Genomic DNA, 20,601 nt, shown 5'->3' on the forward strand with positions numbered 1-20,601 from the left:
GTGACCATCGTGAGTAAGCCCTCCGTGTTGTTCGTGTGCGTGAAGAACGGCGGCAAGTCCCAGATGGCCGCCGGCCTGATGCGCAAGGCCGCCGGCGATGCCGTTGACGTGTACTCCGCCGGCACCACACCCGGCGCCGCCGTCAACGCCCTCTCCGCCGAATCCTTGCTGGAGGTCGGCGTCGACATCACCGGGCAGACCCCGACGCTGATCGACCCGCAGCTGGTCCGCGACGTCGATCTGGTGGTCACCCTCGGCCGCGAAGCCCGCGTCGACCCGGTGGACGGCACCCGGTTCGAGAACTGGGACACCATTGAGCCGTCCGAGCGCGGTATCGACGGCATCGAGCGGATGCGCCTGGTGCGTGACGACATCGCCACCCGCATCGACGAGCTCGCCGCCCAGCTCCGCACCACCCAGCCCTGATACCCGAGGAGAACCCGCTCGTGAGCACCATCGAAATTTTCGAACCCGCCCTGTGCTGCAACACCGGCGTCTGCGGCGACGACGTCGACCAGGCGCTGGTCACCTTCTCCGCCGACATGGACTGGGTCCGCTCGAAGGGCGGGAACATCGCCCGATTCAACCTGGCCAGCGAACCGCTCGCCTTCGCCGAGCGTGAACCCGTCACCGCGTTCCTGCAGGTCTCCGGATCCGAGGGCCTGCCCCTGGTGCTCGTCGATGGTGTCACCGCGATCACCGGCCGCTACCCCGACCGGACCCAGCTCGCCAAGTGGGCCGGCATCATCACCGACACCCCGGACCCGGTCGTACCGGCCGCGACCGCGATGCTCGGGGTCACCGACACCACCGACGCCGGATCCTGCTGCGCCCCCACCGACACCACCGGAACCAGCTGCTGCTGAAAGGCTTTGCCTGTCATGAAGTTTCTCGACGCCCCGCCCCGCTTCCTGTTCTTCACCGGTAAGGGCGGGGTCGGGAAGACCTCGATCGCCTGCGCCGCAGCGATTCACCTCGCCCGCGCCGGCCGCACAGTGCTGCTGGTCAGTACCGACCCGGCCTCGAACGTCGGGCAGGTCTTCGGGCTGACCATCGGCAACACCATCACCGACGTTGCCGCCGCGCCCGGGCTCTCGGCCCTCGAGATCGACCCGGAGCAGGCCGCCGACGCCTACCGTGAACGGATCGTCGGACCGGTGCGCGGGCTGCTGCCGGAGAAGGAACTGGCGTCGATCACCGAGCAGCTGTCCAGGTCGTGCACCACCGAGATCGCCTCGTTCAACGAGTTCACCGCCCTGCTCACCGACCACGACACCGTCGCAGGGTTCGACCACGTGCTCTTCGACACCGCCCCGACCGGGCACACCATCCGGTTGCTGCAACTGCCCGGCTCGTGGACCGACTTCCTCAATGATGGCAAGGGCGACGCCTCCTGCCTGGGCCCGATGTCCGGGCTCGAGAAACAGCGCAGCATCTACGCCGACGCGGTCGCCGCCCTTGCCGATCCGCAGCGCACCCGGCGAGTCCTCGTCGCCAGGGCGCAGCGGGCGGCGCTCGCCGAGATCGCCCGCACCCACACCGAACTCGCCGACATCGGCCTGAGCCACCAGCACCTCGTCATCAACGGCCTGCTCCCCGAACCGGAGGACGGTGACGAACTCGCCGCCGCGATCCACCGACGCGAACAGGCCGCCCTCGCAGAATTGCCCGCAGCCCTGACCGGCCTGCCGCTCGATCGGGTGCAGCTCAAGGCCACCAACATGGTCGGCATCCGCGCACTCGAGAGCCTCTTCACCCACGCCGACTCCATTGCCGCGCCGGCCACCACAGCCCCCATGTCCGAGGTGCCGAACGCGTCCCTGTCCGCCCTGATCGACGAACTCGCCGACGCCGATCACGGGCTGATCATGTGCATGGGCAAGGGCGGGGTCGGCAAGACCACCCTCGCCGCCGCGATCGCCGTCGCCCTCACTCAGCGTGGCCACCAGGTGCATTTGACCACCACCGACCCGGCCGCCCACCTGACCGACACCCTCGCCGGAAACCTCGACGGCCTGCAGGTCTCCCGCATCGATCCGGCCGTCGCCACCGCGCAGTACCGGGACCGGGTGCTGGCCACCAAGGGCGCCGCCCTCGACGAACAAGGCCGCGCCACCCTCGCCGAGGACCTGGCCTCCCCGTGCACCGAGGAAGTCGCTGTGTTCCAGGCCTTCTCCCGGGTCATTCACGAATCCCGGCGGAAGTTCGTCGTCGTCGACACCGCCCCCACCGGGCACACCCTGCTCCTCCTCGATGCGACCGGGTCGTATCACCGGGAGATCGCCCGGCAGATGGGTGACAACACGAATTTCACCACCCCGTTGATGCGGCTGCAGAACCCTCATGAGACGAAGGTCCTGCTGGTCACGCTCGCCGAAACCACCCCCCGCCTCGAAGCCGAAGGCTTGCAGGCCGACCTGCAGCGCGCCGGCATCGAGCCGTGGGCGTGGGTGGTCAACAACTCCCTCACCGTCGCCCACCCCACCTCGCAGCTGCTCCGGCGGCGGGCCGCAACCGAACACAGTGAGATCGACGCCATCACCGCCGCGCACCACCGGATCGCAGTGGTACCGATGCTGGCCACCGAACCGGTCGGAGTCGATGCCCTGGCCGCGATAGTCGAACCCGCTCGGACCGTCCCGGTGAACTGACGCGTCGTCGGCGGGGTCGCCGCCGTGTGAATGCCCGCGTTCGCCGACCCGGTTGTGCCCATCCGCCGAGACCGAGGGCGCCGGCAGCCCACTGGGCGAGTGCTGGTCAGCAGCAGGGGGTCGTGGTGACGGGCTGCTGCTCACCGACCTGGGCGGCGGACTCGCCGGAACGCAGATCCAGCACGCTGGCGTCCCGCCCTCAGCCGGAGGTCAAAGGCAGCAGCGCTGGGGCTGGATTCAGCGCCTACTTCGGGGGTGAGTCGATAGCCGCTGACATGGCCCCCACCAGAGACTGCGCCTCCCGTCGCGAAACACCACCGGACCGCCATACGGCAGCCAGGTGAACCGTGGACCCGGGCAATACGGGGCCGCCACCCGACTCACCACCGGGTCGGCCACGCATATGCCCTCGTCGCCGCGCCACATATCAGGCCAAGGCCCCCAGCCGCACGACATCGAAGCTCGGCAGCCCAGCGCCACGCGCAAGGCCGCGCCAACACCCCGACTCCGCAGCACGTTATGACTTTGAACTGGAGAGACCGATGTTGCGGTCCAACCGCCTGGGCCTGAGACGCTTGGGTACCGACATCACGGCATCTCTCGCGGCTCCGTCAGAACCGCAGACAACCAGCAACGGAGTGCGCTCGGGGATCGGTAAGGCGCGGAACTTCTGGTCGGCTACTCGACCGACAACCACGTCCAGGGCGTACTCGGTGATGCGCTTGTTGATTCTGTCTGCCAGCTCGTCGGCTTCGGCTCCGACGACTCGCTCTCTCTCCACAACACCATCCCAGCCCGTTGCAGGCCCGAACCACATCACGGTGCGAGGACTGATAGGCATCACGATCTCGAGGGCTGTCGCAATGCTTCGTGGCTGCGTCGGGTAGACATGCACGAGTCGGCGGATCTCGCGTCGCCGACGGCCCTTCCGCGTGGCGGCGCGTTTGAGTTTCTGCTCGAACTCTTCCTCGCTCATCGAGCAGTCAGGCGAGTGATGGACATCGTCATCGGCGGTGATCACCACGACCGGCTCGTCACCGATCAGGTGTCGCTTGCCAGGGTGATGGGACCACCTCGTTGCCACGAGCATGGGACCACCCGAAGGTGTCATCGAGCATCGACCTCGCCTTCTGAACTGTCAACCGCGCCATGCCCCGGACGGGTGCGTTGCCGGTAGGACGGGCCCTCGATGACGAGGGTGTGCGCCGCGGAGGTGAGCCGGTCGATCGCCGACTGCGCCAGCAGGGCATCGGTGGTCATCGACAGCCACTCATCAGGGGACCTATTCGAGGAGACGATCGTCGCCTTGCGGCGATGCCGCTCCACGACCAACTCGTAGAAGTCGTTGGTCTCGGTCGCGTCCAGGGGCCGAAGCGCAAAATCGTCGAGGACCAGGAGATCGACGGTGGCGATGCGCCGCATCTCCGCCTCGACCGAGTTGTCCAGCCGGGCGGCGCGCAGCCGGGCGAACAGCTTGTCCGCCCGCGCGCAGAGCACCGTCATCCGGCGCCGGATCGCGACGTGCCCGAGGGCGGTCGCCAGGTGCGTTTTTCCGACCCCCACCGGACCCAGAACCAGGACCGAGTGGCCGGCCTCGGCGAACCGCAACGACACCAGATCCGAGAGCAGGGATCGGTCGTAACGGAGGTCGTCGAGAGCGTTCCAGGTGTCGATCCGCATCGACTGATCCAGACCGGCCTTCGCCGACCGCAAAGTGGCCGAACGTGATTCCCGCCGGGACACCTCATCGGCGAGGAGCAGTTCCAGGAACGCGACGTGGCTGAGTTGGTGCTGGCGGGCCAGCGCCAGTCGCTCGGGCAGGGTGTCCTTGAGGGCGCCGAGCTTGAGGGCCTTGAGAAGGGCGATCAGGTCGGCGCCGATCGGATCGACCGGCCCCGCGGGTGTGTGTGGGGTGGTCATCGTGTCTCCTTCGTGTCGGTGTTGCCCCCGGCGATCACCGTCAGATGCCCGGTCCTCTCGGTGGCGACGCCGGTCCCGGCAGTGGCGACGGTGGTCCTCTCGGTGGCAACACCGGTCCCGGCAGTGGCAACACCGGTCCCAGAGGTGGCGGGGGTGGTCCTGTCGGTGGCGAACTCGGCGGGGTCGCGGGTGAACCGGGACGGTGCCGCCGACCCGGCGGCCGGCAGCAGCGGTGCGGTGGTCTCGGTGGCGCGTTCGAGCATCGAGGCGATCTTGCTCACCGACACCACATCCAGATCCAGCGCCGTGCTGCACGCCGCTTCGACTGGGCCGGGCCCGTAGCGGCGGACCAGCCCGAGCAGCCGGTAGACCGCCCGCATCCGGATCCAGGGCAACGGATCGTCGAGCAGTCTTTCGGCGTAGATCCCAACGCAGCGGCCGTGCCCGGCGCAGGTGCCGATCAGCCGGTCCAGATCTCGCATCGCGTATCCGATCTTCTCGGTGGGCAGATCCTCCGGGTCGGTGCTGCGCCCACCGGCGGGCTGGCGCGGGTGCACCTTCACCAGGTTTCCGCGGGCGTAGAACTTCACCAGCGCACTGTCCGCCCGCACCTCGAGGATCGAACCGATCCACTGTCCCGGGATCGAATACAACGCCCTGGCGACCTCGGCATGAAAGTCGCGGTGCACCTTCACCTGTTTGAAGATCGGCACGTCGTAAACCGGCGGAACGGCCAGCAGCATCGGTGCCTCGTCCTCGTCGAACACCTCGAGCGGGCGGGCGGCGGTGGTGCCGTGCGTCCGCATCCCCGCGGTGTCACGGCACCACGCCTCGGCACGCTGTTGCGCCTCGGCTAGATCAGCGAATTCCTCACCAGCCCAGTAGTTTCCACGTACATATTGAACTGCTCTTTCGACCCTAGGTTTGTCTTTCGGCGATCGGATCCGGGCCGGATCCGTGACGAACCCGGTGTGCTGGGCGTAGTCCAGCCACCCCTGCGACAGCCGCGCATTGACCGCGTCCGCGTCGGCCACCACCGGTCTCAGGTTGTCGGGGATCAGGACCTTGAACACACCACCGAAGAAGGTCCACGCCGCTTCGCAGCCGGCGATCACCGCCGCCAGGGTCTGCGAGTACGTCAGCCACACGAACATGTGCCGCGAGTACACGGCGGTGAAGATCAGCGCGTGCACCTTGCGGCGCCGCCCGGTGTCCGGGTCGGTCAGATAGCCCAGGTAGCCGAAGTCGATCTGGCATTCGCTGCCGGGATCGCCGTCGACGATGCGGACGGTGGTGTCCTTGCGGCCGAAACCGCACCGCTCGGTGGCGAATCGGTGCAACGTCCGATACGGCACCACACAGCCCTGACGGGCCAGCAGTGTTTCGATCTTGGTGATCGTCAGCGGTGGATGCGGCCCGTCGCCCGCGACCCACGCCCGAATCTGGTCCTCGAACCCCAGCAGCTGGTCCCAGGCGGCGCCGTGTCCGCTCGGGCGGGCCGGGCGCACCGCCTCGATCACCGCGCCGATCAGCCCATCGTCGAGGGCGTCGACACAGTCGCCGCGCTGCAGCCCCGCGGCCTGGGCGGCCTCGATGTACCGCCGGGCCGTTTTGCGGTCCACCCCGCAGTGCGCCGCAATCGTGCGCAATCCCGGCGGCCGGGACCCGGGCACCCCGAGCCAGATCCGGAGCACTTCCTTGACTTCGTTCACATTGACCTCCCGAAACGCCATGCCCGTCCGCCTTCGTGACCGGGGATACCGACACGACGATCAAACGAGCGATCCGACGGGACTTCGGCGCGACGCGCCGGGTGGTCCCATGACTGGCAATCCGAGTGGTCCCATGAGGGTGGCAGAAATCAGGTCAAGACGGTCCCATGCTCATGGCAGGCGACAATCAGGAACAGCGGACGGTCGATGGTGATCAGACAGAAGGGCCGGTCCATCAGCAGATCGGTCAGTGTGTTGGCCATCGGGCCGATGGTGCTGATGTGCTCGTTCTGATGTGGTACGAACTCGAGAGTCCGTAGCTCGTCCTCGGTAATATTCGAGGCCAGCTGGCCGGCAGCCATCGTCTTGCCGTACCAGTCGGCCATCAATTCGTACTCACGTCGCCGACGAGGGCTGCGTGCCATCTGAAACGCAACGAATGTCGCCAGGTGCTCGAACTGTTCAGGCGTCAAGGTTGTTGACACCGAGTAGGGGTTGTTCAGGTGCTCGAGCACTCTCGCAGCTTGCCCTTCGACCACGCTCAACAACTCCTCCATACTGGAGTCGAGTTGTCCGTCGGTCGCCAGGAATGTGTAGAAGTCGGTGATCCCGACGTCCCGAATGTTGCGGACACCCTCCTTGAGGTCCTGCTTCTGCTTCACCCAGATCAACCCATTCGAATCTGCCCACTTCTCGAGCAGGAACTTCGGGATCACGTGGTGACGGGAACCCACCTTCCCGAACCGATCTATCGACCGCAGCCACGCTTCGCCGACCTCCATCATGGGTCAATTACAGCAATGAGGACCGACAGGATTCCCTTGCGTTGCTGACCAAGTCGCTCGGACGACACAAGTCCGGAACCGGTCCTCCCAACCATATTCGGTTCTTGACCGCCCCACCGAATCAGCCCCTCAGCCCCACACCCAGGGCTCAAACGAGCACGGAGGTCGGCTGCCTACCAGCTCAAGACTGAGACCTCCAGCGCGGCGCACGACACCGGACCCGACACAGGTCCGCCGTCCGAGTACTCAGTGCGCCGAGAGTCAGGTCCACGGTGTCCCGCTGGTCGATGCAGAAAAGACGCACGCCGCCCGGTCATCCGAAGATGCCACCACAATAGGCGAGGTGAACACCACGATCATCGTTGTTGATACGAACATCCTGTCGGCGTCGCCACGGTTGCGATCGCAGCCGTGGCAGCAACTACGCGAGTGGGCGTCGGGGCGGGGTGTGCAGGTAGTGGTGCCCGAGATCGTGGCGATGGAGACAGTGAATGTGGTGGTCCGAGATTGGCGGGTGCAGGCACAGAAGCTCGAAGCGCTCAAACTCGACCAACTAGGCCTGGCGGACGCCGTGGGGGCTATGGTCGAGGAGATCCGCCGCCAGTGCGTTGCGTACGCACAGGAGTTGCGCTCATCACTGTCAGATCTCGGGGCGTGTATCGCACCGGTGCCGACGAGCATCGATCACCTCGAAATCGCGCGGCGTTCGTCGGAGCGGCGAGCCCCGTACGTGGACAACCGATCGGATACGGAGAAGAAGTCCTCCGCGGCGTCACTGAAAGACGGGTACCGGGACACGCTGATTTGGTTCACGCTTCTGGCAACTGCGGCCGACAATCCGAACGCGGCGGTGTGGTTCGTCAGTGCGAATCGGCACGACTTCGGGAGACGCCTCAAGGGCAGAGACGACCCGAACGGGCCTACCCTCGACACTTTTCCGTTTCCGTGGCATCGACAGGCTGGAGGGAGAGTTGAGCGAGGTTGGCCTAATCGATCGGGTGCAGTACGTGCTCGGCTTGGATCGGTTGGTGCAGCATCTCGCGAGTGAGCATGCGCCGGTGCCGGTCGAGGAGTTCGCTCAGCGGCTAGAGAGGTGCGAGACATCGAATGTGATTTCTGAACAGTTGAGAGACCGTTTGCTGGGTGGCCGAATCGATCCGGAGAGTGGCGGATTGCCACTGACGACGGTGTGCTCGCAGATTGTCGATGTCGGTCATCCGGCTGAAGGGTGGCAGTTCAATGATGCGTCCGGCGCACGTGCCAGTGGGCCGTGGACAGCTCGGTTCCGAGTGGATGTGCCGGTGGTGATCAGTGTGGCCGGTGCGAGGGATATGCCAACGGATGTGTCGAAGCCAGTTCGTGTATCCGGTGGTCTCACAGTCGCGGAGGATGGTTCAGTCACAGACCTAGTGGTTGATGGGGTGGAGGCCCTGCCGGATGACGTGGGCCGCGCCGCGTGGCAACGGGTTCCTCGCGACTACACGGACGAGGCTTGGCTCTTCCCGTTCTCGGATGACGCACTCAAGATGATCGATCAGATGCTCCGTGGTGCGGTGAGTCCAGAAGAATCGATCGGGCGGATGGCGGACGGGTTTCAGACGCCGCCTGCCTTGATGGATGCGATAACCCGGGAGATGGGAGATGCGGAACCGCCACAAACTTGCGGGACCTTGCAATCTTCGTGAAGCAGCCTGAGGTTCAGGAAGCGATGGAGCGTGCATGGAGGGCGTGGAATGCGACGCGGCCGACTGAAGGGACGACGGACGGTTCGGGTACCGACACCAAGGGGTGAGGGCGCCTGCTCATCCCCACACTGGGTGCAGTTATAGGCCAGTTCTACGCTGACTGAGCGACGGGAGGACGCGCTTCGGCATACCTCGGAACATTTTGGTCGCAGCTCCGCTGACCCGTCGGGTTGCAGGATCTTCGTGCGCCGACCGATCACGGTGGTGCGAGATCGGCGACCGAGCGGTCATCTCCAGCTCCCACATACGCGTGACCGTCACGACGCCAACCTCCGGGCGTCGCCGGTCCGGGCGGACGGCATCGGCCACGATCCGGGCCAGCAGAGTCAATGCGGTCGTTTGGTCGCGCATCACCTGCAGCACCGGCCGCGCCTCACTGGTGAGAAGCATGGCCAGCTCGGAGCGTTGCTCGTCAGTGCGCGGGGCCGACCCAAGCCGGGCCGCGGAGGCTGTCCACCACTGGTGCAGGTTGATGCTGTTGTAGGTGGCCAACCGGACCCGGGTGGGCAGCGAGTTGTCCCAGTAGTCGCCGCGGCGGGCCGCCACCCAGTTGTTCTCCGACCAGTCGATCCCATAGTGCAGCAGCAACACCAAGCGCTCCGCCAACTGCGCGGCCGGATCGGCCAACGTCGGCAGTGGCGGAACCCCGGCCAGCCAGCGGTCGGTCACCGGAAACCTATGCTCCCCCAGAATTTCCATCAGCGCAGATCCTAGAGAAGATATGGAGTTTTCTCGAGTCTAGATGATTGATTCCTTGAACGGATCAGTGGTCGTAGGCGATCAGTGATCGCTTGGCAGTGGCGCCGATGTTCCAGTTGTGCCAGATGCCGGCGGCCATCGCCAGCACACGCTGGGCGACGCGGGCGAACACCCCGTGCGTGGTACGGCCACCGTGTTCCTCCAGGCCAAGCTGCCCTTTCAACGTGTGGTTGACCGATTCGATCCACTGCCGCACCCCGCCGAGATTGCCGTTCTTGTACGTTTCGTCCTTACGGTCCGGTCGCAGCAGCTGCAGACCCATCGCGGCGGTGGTATCGGCGAACTGTGCGCCGGAAAAGCCTTTGTCGGCGAGCAAGATCTGCCCCGACCGAATCAGGTGATGATCGCGTTCGAGCAGCGCGGTCACCACCTCACGCTCACCGAGCTTCGGATTCGCCAGGCACCACATGATCGGCATCCCGTCGCCCGCACAGACCAGATACAGCTTCAGCCCCCAGTAGAAGCGCGAATGGGAAGCGCAATAGCCGTACCCGGCGTGCCCGGCCAGGTCCGATCGCTTCACCGTTTCACGAGACATCCCGCAGGGCACCGGGGTGGCGTCGGTGATCCACAGGTCGTCGAACCAGGATGGTGAGATCCGCGCCAGCGTCTGAATTGCCTTGCACAGCAACCCTCGTGCCGCCCTGACACGTTTGTTGTAGTCCGACTGTCCGGGAATGTAGGGAAACAGGGCACGCAACTCGACGCTGTGGTGGGCGTGCCGGATCCACCGGCGTTCACAATCGAACCCGAGCAGCATCTGTGCCACGGCCAGGGTGAGCAGTTCGGCATCGCTGAGCACGGGCCGCCGACCCCGACCGGAGCGGGGTTCGACGACATGATCGTCGATGAGCACATACAGTTCGGTCAGGAGGGTTTCCAGTTCTTTGGTCACGCTTTGATCTTGGAAACCCTCCGCCTACTCCTCCTCCGCGACACGCTTCAAGGAATCAATCATCTAGTGAGTCGCACCTGCTCGCCGAGGGCCGCATTTGCGCGCGGAGTGTGGAGTGTGGAGTTGATCAGGATTTTTCGTCTTCTCGAGGGTCAGAGACTCGTCGGAAAGTGTCCGTCTACCCACCCGAGATCGGTGAGGTCTTTCCACAGCCATGACAATGCGAGTTTGGTCGCTGGTTTGCCGCTCTGCATGTCGAAGCGACCATGAGTGGGTGGAGAAGTTGGGAGCGAAAGCCTCGTACGGGGGGTATGCCTCGACGTAGGCCCTGAATGAGCCGTAGAGCGTGTCGCGGTCGTCGTCGATCTCCTGGACCCGTGCTTCGTCGTTCAAGGTCAGCGACACCGTCTTGACCCCGGGGCGACGTCCGTCCGGGCTCGGGGTGCCGGTCGGTTTGAGCAACCACCGAATTCCCGGCTCGATCGGTCCCGGAAATTCGAACGCACCGCGCTCACGGTGCGGGTGGTAGGAGATGTTCCCGTAGAACTCTGCGGGCATGAGACCGCGGCGTCCGAGAGTGTCTCCGAATCGGGGGGTCACGACCTGAGCGAGTTCGAGATAGCAGGTCATCGCCGCAGTGATGATCTGCTGCACGCGGTCAAGCATCCGCTCGGGTGTGAATGACCCCCAGGGCGTCGCATACGTCGGTGCGATATCGCCCTCCGGGTACAGGGGTGCAGTCGTCTCAGTTTCAGGTTTGAGCTGTCCGGGGAAGGCGAATTGCGCGCCTAGGATTCTGGTCTCGTCTCGCGCCTCATCCTGCGCGACTCCCGGTTGCTGCTGGCCGATTCGTTGAGCGATCCGAACGAAGCGGTCCGTCACGTCGCTGGCGAGGTGATCTCGCGAGGTTTCCCATACCCCGTTCAGCCCGGTCGGGACGGCGTGCCCGCGCGAGATCATCGGACGGTCCATCGGAATGTTGCCTGAAATCACCGGAGGAAGAACGTCGTTCGTTCCAGCATCGGACTCCAGCCAGGTCACCGACAGCTTGGAGTGTTTGATGTTGACTGCCACGGTCACCTTGTCGAGGTCCTGTGATCTGATGATCGAGAAGGGGAAGAATCACCCAGGATGCGGCACCTGGATTCCATCGCGCGATCGTCGCCATCACCGGGTCCACCCGAGTGGGTTCTCCTGCCGCGAGGACCATGGCGAACACATATTTCCAGCGGTCGAAGGCTCGCAGCGACGTCAGCAGCTTATCGACGTGTTCCTCCTCCTCGAGCAGAGCCTTCGCGGCGAACCACTGCTCGAAGATGGCGAGGGAGAAGGCGCAGTTCCGCCCAGTTGTCGTCACCAGTGACGAGTTCCGAATCTGTGCAGCCACGTCGGTTGTGGTGAACCGGGCGGGGTCGACAGCCTTTCCGGTGCGCACGGTCTCGACGGCGAGGCGCCGCAGGCCGGTGTAGAGGTCGTGGCCTTCGGCAGCGACGGCGTTCTCGACGACGCGATCGATCAGTTCGGGGATCCCGGTCGCGCCCTCGGTGGCACTGGCGTGCAGGGCTACCAGCAGGGCGAAGAACGACGCTCGATGGCGTCCTCGAGGTGCCGGCCCAGATGGCCGATCCGGTACCCGGCGACCAGTCGCATCAACCGGTCCGCGCTCGTCCTGCTCAGGGTGGGCACCGGAACGACTCGCTCGGTGACCTTCTCCTGCAATCTCGACGTCAAGATGATCCTCGACTTCGGCCACCTGGCGGCAAATTCGGAGGCTTGGCGGAGCGCGGTTGCCGCCTCGTCGGTGCGCTCGTCGAGGCCGTCGACCACCACGTCGACACCGAGACCGGGGAGGACGTCGAGGCCGACCTCGCCGACGATGAAATCACTGATCTTCCCGTCAACTTCCCTGACCGGCAACCACACCGGCACGGGCGCTGCCGGGTTCTTCGCGGCGTCCTCGATGCGACTCCGGAACCATTCTTCGGCGATATCGGACTTCCCCGATCCCAGCGGCCCGACGAGCAGGCGGTAGTCGCCGGCAGAGAGTTCACCGAGTTGCCGCGGAACCTGCACCCGCTCGGTGAGGGTCCGAGCGACCTGCTCCGGAGAGAGTCCGGCACCGAGGCGCCGGTGTTCGAGCCGTCCCCGAGAGACCGAGTTCAGACGGTCGAGGTACACGGGTCGGTCCGAGTTCTCGTACGGCGTGGTGGCTGCCGTGACGACGTGGGTGTTGTGCACGTGGTGGCCGCCGACGGTGACCGTGTTGCCGTCGCCGATCACACTGACCGTCTCTCGCGGCGTGCTGCCACTGGGCAGCGGATCGGAGTGCTCACTACCTCCGGCTGCTGACCCAAACGGCAGGGGCTCCACACGGGCCGAAGCCGGGGTGGGTTTCGGCAATAACACTGAAGGTTCTGCAGGCAGATCAGGCACAGGGACCCAACTCCGGGAGGATGTGCCGTGGCCAGTTGAGCAGCATGCGCAGCAGACGTTGGATGCCGCCGTCGGTATCGGCGAACTCTGTGACGTGAAACCGGTTGAGACGGTGCAGGTCCGCAGGAAGCGCATCCTCGGAGGAACCCGGAAGTACGACGATCAAGGTTCTCTTCTGAAAGTCGTGCTGGTTCTCGTTGAACCGGCCCTTGAGGGTGTCGGCCTCCACGACCGCGCCGGCGCCGGCGGTGGGTACGTTCGTCCCCTCCCACCGCTGTTTCCACGCCGTACTGACCGCGACGATGACGAAGTCGCTGTCGCGGACCATCTCCTGCCCCCATCGGGTCCAGTCGATCGAAGGGTCGCTCTGGTAGTACAGGTCGATGTGCGCGTCGATCCCGTTCGCGCGCAGACGCTCCACGAGGGACCGGACCGCGGTTTCCCACTCCTTCTCCTGCTCGCGGCTCCAGTCGGTGTTCTTGTGCGCCCAGCTGACCAGAGCAGTGGGTGGCATCGGCGAAGTCACCGGGCAACCTTACCGCAAACATGGCGTTGACACCATATGGTTTCAGATACATACTGGGTGTGTGAACGTCGACGCACCCGAGGACTTCTTCGACTGGCTCGACCGCATCGAAGCCAAAGCTCGCGGCGGGGACGAGCACGCCCGCAGAACACTCGCCCGCGCCGCCGATGCACTGTCCCAGCTCCGAGACCTCGACGGCCCACCCACCTCGGAAACCCCGGACCTCAAACGCGTCCGCCAGTCCCGCAACTACCAGGTATGGCGCACCGCCCACCCCTTCGACCCGTCCATCGCCTTCCGGCTGATCTGCTGGTTCCCGCCGAACAGCGACACCGTTGTCGTCGCCCTCTTCGCCGCCGACAAAGCACGCATGGGAGACGTGTTCTACAACAGCGTCGGCCCCCGGGCCGACACCGCGATCCGCGAATGGCTCCACCAAACCCGAGGAGAGGACCCGTCATGACCGAACCCACCCCGCGCACCCGCTTCCGCCGCGCCAACGACCGCATCGACAAGCTCGTGAGCGACCCGTTGATCGCCGACGAGGTGCGCAGCTACCGCGGCGAGCGTGAGACCGTCAACCGCATCCACGCCGAAGGGCTCGCCGACATCCGTAAGGCCAGCAATCTCACGCAGCAGCAAGTCGCCGCCGCCCTCGACACCGACCAAGGAACCGTCTCTCGCATCGAACGCCGCGACGACCTGTTGCTGTCGACCCTGCGGCAGTATCTCGCCGCGACCGGCGCCGAGCACCCGAAAATCGTCATCGAGAAGGACGGTGTCGAAATCACCCTCGACCTCGACGCCTTCGCCTGAACATCGCCAGCAAACCCACAGCCCACCTCCAGCCGACGTAGGAAGGCCGCACAGGCGGCCGGCAACCACCATCGCCGGGCAGGCACCATCCACGCCACGGTCCGCAGACGGCCCGACAAGGGGCCCTTTGTCACGTTCGACTGGCACGGATCCCGACCTGCCACCACGGATCGGCACGGCGCCACGCACTCAACTCTTCCCAGTCGTCGAAGAACATCGCCCATTGATCCGCGGGAATCCGTTGCAACAGCGCGTAGCTCGGGGAATCGTCGCGGAGCATCGTTTCGGTGAGGCCATGTGCGCGGAGCCGGCGCATCACCTGCAGCCGAGCGGCATCCGCAGCGAGCGGCGCCGAGATTGTCACGTCGCCGGCGCGCCGCAGCCGGCGGCGTCGAGGTACTGCTCGGTGACTTCCCCAGTCTCCCGAGCCATCCAGGTCAACTCCCCCAACCCGTCATCCCCCACCGTCGACAAGTCCACGCACGCGGCCATCGGCCCGCGCACGCACACCAACGCCAACTCGTTCTCCGACAACGCCTGCCACAGCTGTTCGACCGCGGACGACCCCATACCGCTATTGAACCGCACCAGTGCGGGAGCCGGATCGGTCGCGTCGCACCTCACCACACCCCGACCGTTGGTGATGCCGGCGCATTACCGCCCATATGGGCTATCAGATCCCCTACCCGGTCCGCTCGGCCAGCTGGGGTTCAGAGCGGATTCCACCAGGCGACGAAGGCGTTCCACTCAGCGATCAGCGGCCACACACCGGCCCTCGAGGGGATTCGCACCGAACAGGTCGGGAAGCAATCCGATCATCACCGTCTCCTCAGAACTGGTTCCACCAGGTCGCCACGCGTTCCACCACGTCCACGGCCAGAACGTCACGTCACCGACCTGATTCGGAACGTCGAACACGATGCCAGTCATGACATTGCTCCTTCAGGCTCGGCCCCGACCCATGCTGGACATCGGTACCGCCACTCCCAGCGCTACACACCGCGCCGGCGGCACCGCTTCGGGCAGTGCCCGTAGCCTGGTCAGTTGTGGGGAACACACCCGAACCCGGTCTGGACCTGACGGTCCTGCGAAGACTGCGCACACCCGGCGCCGATACCTACGACCCCGCGATCCCGAGGCGGTCCGCGCCGCCGAAAGTCGCGCGCGGAGCTGCGGAAACGACATGTCCCCACTGCAGAAGGGAGACCGGCTGCGCCGGCAAGCCCGAAATGGGAAGGTGACCGCGCAGTCCAGGATGTGGCCGCGGCGGCCCCACCGTTCCACGGTCTGAATCTCCCGGTCCGCCCGCTGCACCTTGCGAGCTCATCTTCTCCAACTGCTGCGCATCTGTAGGGCTTGACACTCGCGGCGACCTGGCAGCGACTGACCTGACCGTGTCCAGTGTGTCTCACGTCCCGTCGGGCCTTGCCCGTCCCACTTCGCTGGCATTTCCGCATGCTACGTCCGTGTACTCGGCCTCCGGCCGCGAATCGCGCCCCACGCTGGCCGACGACAGCACGAGGCAGGATGAGGTTATGAGCGACGGAGTTCTCTATGACGGCTATTGCGGTGAGCCCATCGCCTGGGCGCGGGTCGGCGAGCCTGTCATCGGGCATGGAGCCTGTCATCGGGCATGAGTGGACCGAGCACGGTCACGTAGCGATTACCGGGCGTCTGGGCCCGGCCGAAGCGGTACGGAAATACGGCCCAGTCACAGAGGTGATCCTTGGCCGGAACGGCGGCTTCAAGTCGGTCACCTACGGTGCCACGAGGTTCGTCTCCCGGTTCGTGGACCCACGGGGTACCGGGCTCGATGACGACGCTGCCATCGTTGTAGACGACCCCGCCAGACAGGACTACCAGTGCCCGGTCTGCAACGCCCTGCCCGGTGCGGGGTGCGTGAACAAGAAGGGGCAGCCCTGTGCGACCCACAGTAAACGGTCCCACGGGCGCAGCCGCTGGGAGATCGAGCGAGCACAGGAAGCGGACCGGATCGCCCGTGAGGAAGCCGAAGCCGCCGAGCAGTGGAAACACGATATGGCTACCCCACCCGTCGTCGGCGCAATGCTAGAGATCAAGCGATGGAAGCCGGCCGGGCCCCGGCATGGGAGCAGGTTCCCGACATCCCCCACCGCGTCACTGTTGCGCGAACCTACGCCAACCACACGGTTGGCGGTACTACTGAGAGCGGCGAGCACATATTGCTGGCGCGCAACGAATTCACCGGCGATTGGCACGTCATCTGCGGCCAACCAACGTCTATGCGGTTGCCGTGCAAGAACGGCGGCACCGGAGTGCAATGTCGGATCCGGCACAAGGAAGGACTACACCTGCGCGAGGACACGCCGTGGGATTGAAGCACCGAGGGCGATAAGGTTTCCCGGTTGACCGCCTGCCACGCTCGGACGCGACACCGAAGGGGCGGTCAGCCGCGGAAGCGGCTGTACCGCTGATCAAACCAGCGCTCACTCCCACGCGTCTGCGTTGCCGCCGACAGCATGAGCTGAATCTGATTCGCGCGCTGTCCGATGTGGATTCGCCGTTGGGGGTGTTGACCGGCGGCGACGGCATGTCCCCCGCAGGACATCGGCTGTGACTGTCGCACCGCCGAGATTCGTCGCGCCGCCGCCGAACGGGCACTTTTCGACTCGGGGCAGGATTGGATCGTGAACCACCGAACCGCAGCAGACCTCGAACGTGAACTCGCCATGCTCGCCTCCGTCCGCGACCGCCTCCGATCTTCGGAAGGCGACGACTTCCGCATCCCGACCACCGCGGTCGACCACGTTCTCGACGAGCGCTACAGCTACAGGGATCCAACCGTGACTCCGACCCGAGCACGCCCGGGACGGTCTACGTAGCGGCCACCCGGGGGCGTCCGGGCGAATCCGCAGGCCATCACCTTCAAACGCATCGTCGACACCCCGGAACGACATACCCCTGGTGACGTACACGCCACCACCGGTACGGGCTTCGGGCACTCCGGACCGGCGCAACGAATGCAACGGTGTATGATAGTGGTGCAAACGTAGCAAGGAGCGCTCGATGTCCACCTACCGATCAACCCCTCCCAGGCGGCACCACAAGCTTGCCGGGCACCGCCTGCGCCGAGACACCGTGACCGGCCGCTCCACGTACGTCCTTGACAACCCGCAGACCACTCCATCGCCGGACGAACGGCGGTTGTCCGATCTGTCGACGCCCGAACTGATCGACGTCGTCGCCTCCGAACTCGCCGCCCGCCCCGAGATGCACCTGGTCCGCAACCAGGTCACCGCGCTGCTGGCGATGGCACCGACCCTGACCGACCGCACCCAGGCCGCCCGGATCGGCGCCGACCTCGTCGACGACGCCATCGAACAAGCCGAAATCGAGCAAGCCGCCCGCCGGCACATCCTCGACCACCCGATGCTCACCGCCGGCCAGGTCGCCGCCGTCCTGCACCGACCCGCAGCCGATCGCACCGTCGCCTCCCGCCTGCGCACCACCGGCAAGGTCGTCGCCCTCCCGGTCGGCAACAGCTACCGGTATCCGGCGTTCCAGTTCGACGACGCGACTGCCTCGGTCCGCGAGGCCGTCGCCGCCGTGAATGAGCTCCTCGGTGCGGCCGCCGACCCGTGGGGGGTGGCGTCGTGGTGGCTGACCCCGTCCACCCGCCTCCCGAAGGGGCAGACCCCGGCCGACCTCGCCGCCGACCCCGACCCCGCAGCCCGTGGGAAGCTCGAGCGGCTCGCCTCGGCGGTGCTGCCCGACTGATGCCGAATATCGAACCACCGGCCGCAGGTTTACTCCGGCCGGCGCACCGGACCGTGCTCGACGCCGGAACCGTGGTGTGGCGGGTGCACAGCAGCCACCGTGCCGCACACGTCCCCAACCCGAGCGCGCAGCCCGACGAGCTCGCGGGCGGGCGGTTCGACTCCCTCGACGGCAGCTACGCCTACCTCTACCTCGCCGACAGCCCCGAGGGGGCGATCGCCGAAACCATTTGCCGGGACCTGCCCCTCGATCCCACCATCGCCCGGATCGTGCCCGCCAGTGCGGTGGCCGGCCGCACCCTGACTGCCCTGACCGTCACCCGCCCCCTCACCGTCGCCGCACTGCACGGCCCCCACCTCTCGGCGGTCGGACAAGATCTCTGGCTCACCAAATGCGAGGCACGGCTTTACGTCACGACCCGCCGGTGGGCGCACGCCATCCTTGCCGCCGATCCCGATATCGACGGGCTCGCCTACCGGCCCCGGCACAACGAAGACACCCTCGCCTGGGTCCTCACCAGTGATCCGGCGATCACACCCCACCCCGCCCTGACCCTCGACCCCACCACCACGCCCTTGCCGCTCGACCGCGGGCCCGGCCGTGACCTGGCCGCCAGGATCGTCGCCGACCACAGCGCCATCCTCTCCCCCACCTGAACCGGAGCACGGCCCTGGCCGCGGCCGACGCACATGGAGTATGTGCTCTCGCCTACGCACGGACACTTCACACGCGGCCAGATCCGCAGTCCGACACACGGAACCAAGCACCGACCGCAACGAGTACGTCACCAGGACCTCCAGCGGCATTGATGTGGCCTGCCGCTCCGGATCCGCGGGAATTCGTGAACACGACCTCGGCGTGACCGAGCCCCAGATGCGCAGCCGTGTCATCGAGTTCGATTCCGGCTCGTTCACGGTCGGGCACACCACAGAATGGTCGCGGCCGCTTCACCCAGACTCGCGGATTACCGCCCATGGGTGAGGAGAGGTGTGTGCACGCTCACTTATGCCATAAAACTGTTAGCACTCTCACATGGAGAGTGCTAAATTCTCCAGAGTCGATCACACACGAAACCGTGAGCGTCCCTCGCACCGAGGTGCACTCACCAGCCCCGACACCACGCCCTCGTAAGGAGGATCATGACCGCCCCTGCCGCCCCGTGTGAACCACCTGCCACCAGCGACGGGTGGTCCTCCGCAGACGCACCTCAGCGCCCGAGGCGACGTGCTTCACGGTTACCCACCGTGTCGATCGTGCTGGGTGCGTTGTCGATTCCGTCGTTCTGGGTGTTCGGGCTCGGGTTCGCCCTCGGCCTGTGCGCGGTGATGTGCGGGGCCGTCGCCACCACCCGGACCGCCGTCGCCGACGACGAGGCGGCCTCCCTGCGGGCGTTGCTGGGCATCGTCGCCGGAGTCGCCGGCATCATGATGTCCGCGATCGCACTCTTCCCCCTACTCGAATACCTGTGACAGGAGCACCCAACCCTCCTCGATGGGAAGAATCCGTGCCGCCGGTGACCGCCGCCCAGATCCGGCCCGAGACCGGCAGCGACGGCGCCACACCGGAGGTCCCGGCCCTGGTCGAGGGCCGGGAAGCTGGCATCGCCATACCCCTCGGCCTGGCGCTGCTGACCATTCTGGTGTGGGCCGCTGTCCTCGGCTCGTCACCGCTCGCCCTGTTGATACTTGTCGCAGTCGCCGGCATCGCCGCCCTGACCGCCGCCGCACTCTGACAAGCCTGCGCCGGACACACCCCGCCCCGAACCGGTCGAAGACGACGCCGGCCGGCCCCGCGCCGGTCACCTCCAGTACCCGCTCGCACTCGGCGCCGTACACCAACCGCCCCTCGCAGCAATCCGCGGCCCGGGCTGGCCGAAAATAGTGTGATGGTGTGGATCACACTCCCTGGACTTCGATGCCGCCGCTCACGAAAATCAGAAATGCGCCGCTCGTCATCACGTGCAGGTTGTCCGTGTAGCGCCCCTGCCAGCTGATCTTCATCGTTGGCGGGGGCTGCGCTTGGCTGCGCCACAACACCTCTCGCAGCCACACCCCGGGCCACGGCTACGTCGCGCCGGTACCGCCGTCACCTTTTCCGGCACCGCTCGCGTCCACCATCGACCTCTCGCGACACTGTTCATATCCTGCGCCACGCACCTGCCGTGCGTCACTACGCGGGAACAACGCGGTGCGTGCGCGGTCCCCCCTGGCCACCGGTCACGGGAGGTGGGCTCATACCGCTGCCTTACTGTGTTCCCGGTGGGAATCGAACGAATATCACTGGAGCTGCCGACCGGCTCGGCTCTCGATGAGGTGGAGGCGAAGGCCGCCGCGTCGTTGCGGGCCCAGGGCATCCGCCCCTTCTCCGATCTGTCCCTCCAGACGACCCTGACCACCGGAAACCCCGACCTCAGCCGGTACACCCTCACCTACTGGGTGGACGACCACCCCCGCAACTGATCGTCTCCCGACGACACCGACCACCGCCACGCAGGACGACGATGTGACCGGTCCCCAGGGGTGAGTCGGCCCACCCGCCGCGATCAGTTCTGTCGGCCCGCAACCATAGGCCCTGACCTCAACCGACCACCGGGCGATACCTCG

At 66.1% G+C, this 20,601-nt stretch carries 24 protein-coding genes; 13 read left to right on the forward strand and 11 right to left on the reverse strand.

Annotated elements, in window-relative coordinates; genetic code table 11:
- Positions 1-9 precede the first annotated feature (9 nt).
- The 3 genes from ACLIVD_RS42990 to arsA are packed head-to-tail and all read left to right on the forward strand — an operon-like array spanning position 10 to position 2,651.
- A complete protein-coding gene (locus ACLIVD_RS42990) occupies positions 10-426 on the forward strand; it encodes an arsenate-mycothiol transferase ArsC (RefSeq protein ID WP_206004728.1) in 417 nt (138 codons plus the stop codon).
- A 20-nt stretch (positions 427-446) separates the two neighbouring features.
- On the forward strand, positions 447-866 hold the full coding sequence (arsD, locus tag ACLIVD_RS42995; protein WP_206004729.1) for an arsenite efflux transporter metallochaperone ArsD: 420 nt from the start codon (positions 447-449) through the stop codon (positions 864-866).
- Positions 867-881: 15 nt separating this feature from the next.
- Positions 882-2,651 (forward strand): arsenical pump-driving ATPase, encoded by a 1,770-nt coding sequence (arsA, locus tag ACLIVD_RS43000; protein ID WP_206004730.1) that lies wholly within the window; start codon positions 882-884, stop codon positions 2,649-2,651.
- A 517-nt stretch (positions 2,652-3,168) separates the two neighbouring features.
- On the opposite strand, the gene ACLIVD_RS43005 is transcribed toward arsA, so the two are convergent.
- The 4 genes from ACLIVD_RS43005 to ACLIVD_RS43020 form a co-directional block, all read right to left on the reverse strand.
- Entirely contained in the window at positions 3,169-3,675 is a 507-nt protein-coding gene (locus ACLIVD_RS43005; protein WP_491933859.1) for a hypothetical protein, read from the reverse strand.
- A gap of 83 nt (positions 3,676-3,758) precedes the next feature.
- Positions 3,759-4,571, reverse strand: coding sequence for an ATP-binding protein (locus tag ACLIVD_RS43010; RefSeq protein ID WP_087555394.1), 813 nt, complete (start codon positions 4,569-4,571; stop codon positions 3,759-3,761).
- On the reverse strand, positions 4,568-6,304 hold the full coding sequence (istA, locus tag ACLIVD_RS43015) for an IS21 family transposase (RefSeq protein WP_206004732.1): 1,737 nt from the start codon (positions 6,302-6,304) through the stop codon (positions 4,568-4,570). The genes ACLIVD_RS43010 and istA overlap by 4 nt, the downstream gene beginning before the upstream one ends.
- Positions 6,305-6,432: 128 nt before the next feature.
- Positions 6,433-7,068 carry a DUF4238 domain-containing protein gene (locus tag ACLIVD_RS43020; protein WP_491933860.1) on the reverse strand — a complete coding sequence of 212 codons (636 nt, stop codon included), beginning with the start codon at positions 7,066-7,068 and terminating at the stop codon, positions 6,433-6,435.
- Positions 7,069-7,411: 343 nt separating this feature from the next.
- Here ACLIVD_RS43020 and ACLIVD_RS43025 point away from each other — a divergent pair, with 343 nt between their 5' ends.
- Positions 7,412-8,116: a PIN domain-containing protein gene (locus ACLIVD_RS43025; RefSeq protein ID WP_206004734.1), complete on the forward strand. Its 705-nt coding sequence runs from the start codon at positions 7,412-7,414 to the stop codon at positions 8,114-8,116.
- Positions 8,097-8,753, forward strand: coding sequence for a hypothetical protein (locus tag ACLIVD_RS43030; RefSeq protein WP_491933861.1), 657 nt, complete (start codon positions 8,097-8,099; stop codon positions 8,751-8,753). The genes ACLIVD_RS43025 and ACLIVD_RS43030 overlap by 20 nt, the downstream gene beginning before the upstream one ends.
- Before the next feature lie 138 nt (positions 8,754-8,891).
- On the opposite strand, the gene ACLIVD_RS43035 is transcribed toward ACLIVD_RS43030, so the two are convergent.
- The 4 genes from ACLIVD_RS43035 to ACLIVD_RS43050 all read right to left on the reverse strand — a co-directional run bounded on the left by ACLIVD_RS43035 (position 8,892) and on the right by ACLIVD_RS43050 (position 13,426).
- On the reverse strand, positions 8,892-9,512 hold the full coding sequence (locus ACLIVD_RS43035) for a hypothetical protein (RefSeq protein WP_241032090.1): 621 nt from the start codon (positions 9,510-9,512) through the stop codon (positions 8,892-8,894).
- 64 nt (positions 9,513-9,576) lie between these two features.
- Entirely contained in the window at positions 9,577-10,467 is an 891-nt protein-coding gene (locus ACLIVD_RS43040) for an IS982 family transposase (protein WP_206004736.1), read from the reverse strand.
- A 1,563-nt stretch (positions 10,468-12,030) separates the two neighbouring features.
- A complete protein-coding gene (locus ACLIVD_RS43045) occupies positions 12,031-12,747 on the reverse strand; it encodes a hypothetical protein (protein ID WP_206004738.1) in 717 nt (238 codons plus the stop codon).
- 145 nt (positions 12,748-12,892) lie between these two features.
- Positions 12,893-13,426: a TIR domain-containing protein gene (locus tag ACLIVD_RS43050; RefSeq protein ID WP_206004739.1), complete on the reverse strand. Its 534-nt coding sequence runs from the start codon at positions 13,424-13,426 to the stop codon at positions 12,893-12,895.
- 61 nt (positions 13,427-13,487) lie between these two features.
- On the opposite strand from ACLIVD_RS43050, the gene ACLIVD_RS43055 reads away from it, so the two are divergent.
- Positions 13,488-13,889, forward strand: a complete 402-nt coding sequence (locus ACLIVD_RS43055; RefSeq protein ID WP_206004740.1) for a hypothetical protein — start codon at positions 13,488-13,490, stop codon at positions 13,887-13,889.
- Entirely contained in the window at positions 13,886-14,242 is a 357-nt protein-coding gene (locus tag ACLIVD_RS43060; RefSeq protein WP_206004741.1) for a helix-turn-helix domain-containing protein, read from the forward strand. The genes ACLIVD_RS43055 and ACLIVD_RS43060 overlap by 4 nt, the downstream gene beginning before the upstream one ends.
- A 130-nt stretch (positions 14,243-14,372) precedes the next feature.
- Here ACLIVD_RS43060 and ACLIVD_RS43065 read toward each other — a convergent pair whose 3' ends face one another.
- The 3 genes from ACLIVD_RS43065 to ACLIVD_RS43075 form a co-directional block, all read right to left on the reverse strand.
- On the reverse strand, positions 14,373-14,606 hold the full coding sequence (locus ACLIVD_RS43065; protein ID WP_206004742.1) for a hypothetical protein: 234 nt from the start codon (positions 14,604-14,606) through the stop codon (positions 14,373-14,375).
- Complete coding sequence (locus ACLIVD_RS43070; RefSeq protein WP_206004743.1) at positions 14,603-14,812, reverse strand: hypothetical protein; 210 nt, start codon at positions 14,810-14,812, stop codon at positions 14,603-14,605. The genes ACLIVD_RS43065 and ACLIVD_RS43070 overlap by 4 nt, the downstream gene beginning before the upstream one ends.
- A 177-nt stretch (positions 14,813-14,989) precedes the next feature.
- On the reverse strand, positions 14,990-15,172 hold the full coding sequence (locus ACLIVD_RS43075) for a hypothetical protein (protein ID WP_206004744.1): 183 nt from the start codon (positions 15,170-15,172) through the stop codon (positions 14,990-14,992).
- 1,736 nt (positions 15,173-16,908) lie between these two features.
- On the opposite strand from ACLIVD_RS43075, the gene ACLIVD_RS43080 reads away from it, so the two are divergent.
- From ACLIVD_RS43080 to ACLIVD_RS43105, 6 genes are all read left to right on the forward strand, one after another.
- A complete protein-coding gene (locus ACLIVD_RS43080) occupies positions 16,909-17,103 on the forward strand; it encodes a hypothetical protein (protein ID WP_206004854.1) in 195 nt (64 codons plus the stop codon).
- A gap of 184 nt (positions 17,104-17,287) precedes the next feature.
- Entirely contained in the window at positions 17,288-17,998 is a 711-nt protein-coding gene (locus tag ACLIVD_RS43085) for a hypothetical protein (protein ID WP_206004746.1), read from the forward strand.
- Positions 17,998-18,654, forward strand: coding sequence for an RES family NAD+ phosphorylase (locus tag ACLIVD_RS43090; RefSeq protein ID WP_206004747.1), 657 nt, complete (start codon positions 17,998-18,000; stop codon positions 18,652-18,654). The genes ACLIVD_RS43085 and ACLIVD_RS43090 overlap by 1 nt, the downstream gene beginning before the upstream one ends.
- Positions 18,655-19,242: 588 nt before the next feature.
- A complete protein-coding gene (locus ACLIVD_RS43095; protein ID WP_206004748.1) occupies positions 19,243-19,467 on the forward strand; it encodes a hypothetical protein in 225 nt (74 codons plus the stop codon).
- A 44-nt stretch (positions 19,468-19,511) separates the two neighbouring features.
- Positions 19,512-19,730, forward strand: a complete 219-nt coding sequence (locus ACLIVD_RS43100; RefSeq protein WP_491933862.1) for a hypothetical protein — start codon at positions 19,512-19,514, stop codon at positions 19,728-19,730.
- A 526-nt stretch (positions 19,731-20,256) separates the two neighbouring features.
- Positions 20,257-20,457 (forward strand): hypothetical protein, encoded by a 201-nt coding sequence (locus tag ACLIVD_RS43105; RefSeq protein WP_206004750.1) that lies wholly within the window; start codon positions 20,257-20,259, stop codon positions 20,455-20,457.
- The last annotated feature ends 144 nt before the right edge of the window (positions 20,458-20,601 follow it).

Source organism: Rhodococcus sp. G6(2025), assembly GCF_058628105.1.

Bases quoted from the DNA above. Each gene is read 5' to 3' on its own strand.
- arsA (WP_206004730.1), top strand. From the start codon at position 882: ATGAAGTTTCTCGACGCCCCGCCCCGCTTCCTGTTCTTCACCGGTAAG.
- ACLIVD_RS43010 (WP_087555394.1), bottom strand. From the start codon at position 4,571: ATGACCACCCCACACACACCCGCGGGGCCGGTCGATCCGATCGGCGCC.
- istA (WP_206004732.1), bottom strand. From the start codon at position 6,304: ATGGCGTTTCGGGAGGTCAATGTGAACGAAGTCAAGGAAGTGCTCCGG.
- ACLIVD_RS43020 (WP_491933860.1), bottom strand. From the start codon at position 7,068: ATGATGGAGGTCGGCGAAGCGTGGCTGCGGTCGATAGATCGGTTCGGG.
- ACLIVD_RS43035 (WP_241032090.1), bottom strand. From the start codon at position 9,512: ATGGAAATTCTGGGGGAGCATAGGTTTCCGGTGACCGACCGCTGGCTG.
- ACLIVD_RS43060 (WP_206004741.1), top strand. From the start codon at position 13,886: ATGACCGAACCCACCCCGCGCACCCGCTTCCGCCGCGCCAACGACCGC.
- ACLIVD_RS43070 (WP_206004743.1), bottom strand. From the start codon at position 14,812: ATGGGGTCGTCCGCGGTCGAACAGCTGTGGCAGGCGTTGTCGGAGAAC.
- ACLIVD_RS43075 (WP_206004744.1), bottom strand. From the start codon at position 15,172: ATGACTGGCATCGTGTTCGACGTTCCGAATCAGGTCGGTGACGTGACG.
- ACLIVD_RS43085 (WP_206004746.1), top strand. From the start codon at position 17,288: ATGTCCACCTACCGATCAACCCCTCCCAGGCGGCACCACAAGCTTGCC.
- ACLIVD_RS43090 (WP_206004747.1), top strand. From the start codon at position 17,998: ATGCCGAATATCGAACCACCGGCCGCAGGTTTACTCCGGCCGGCGCAC.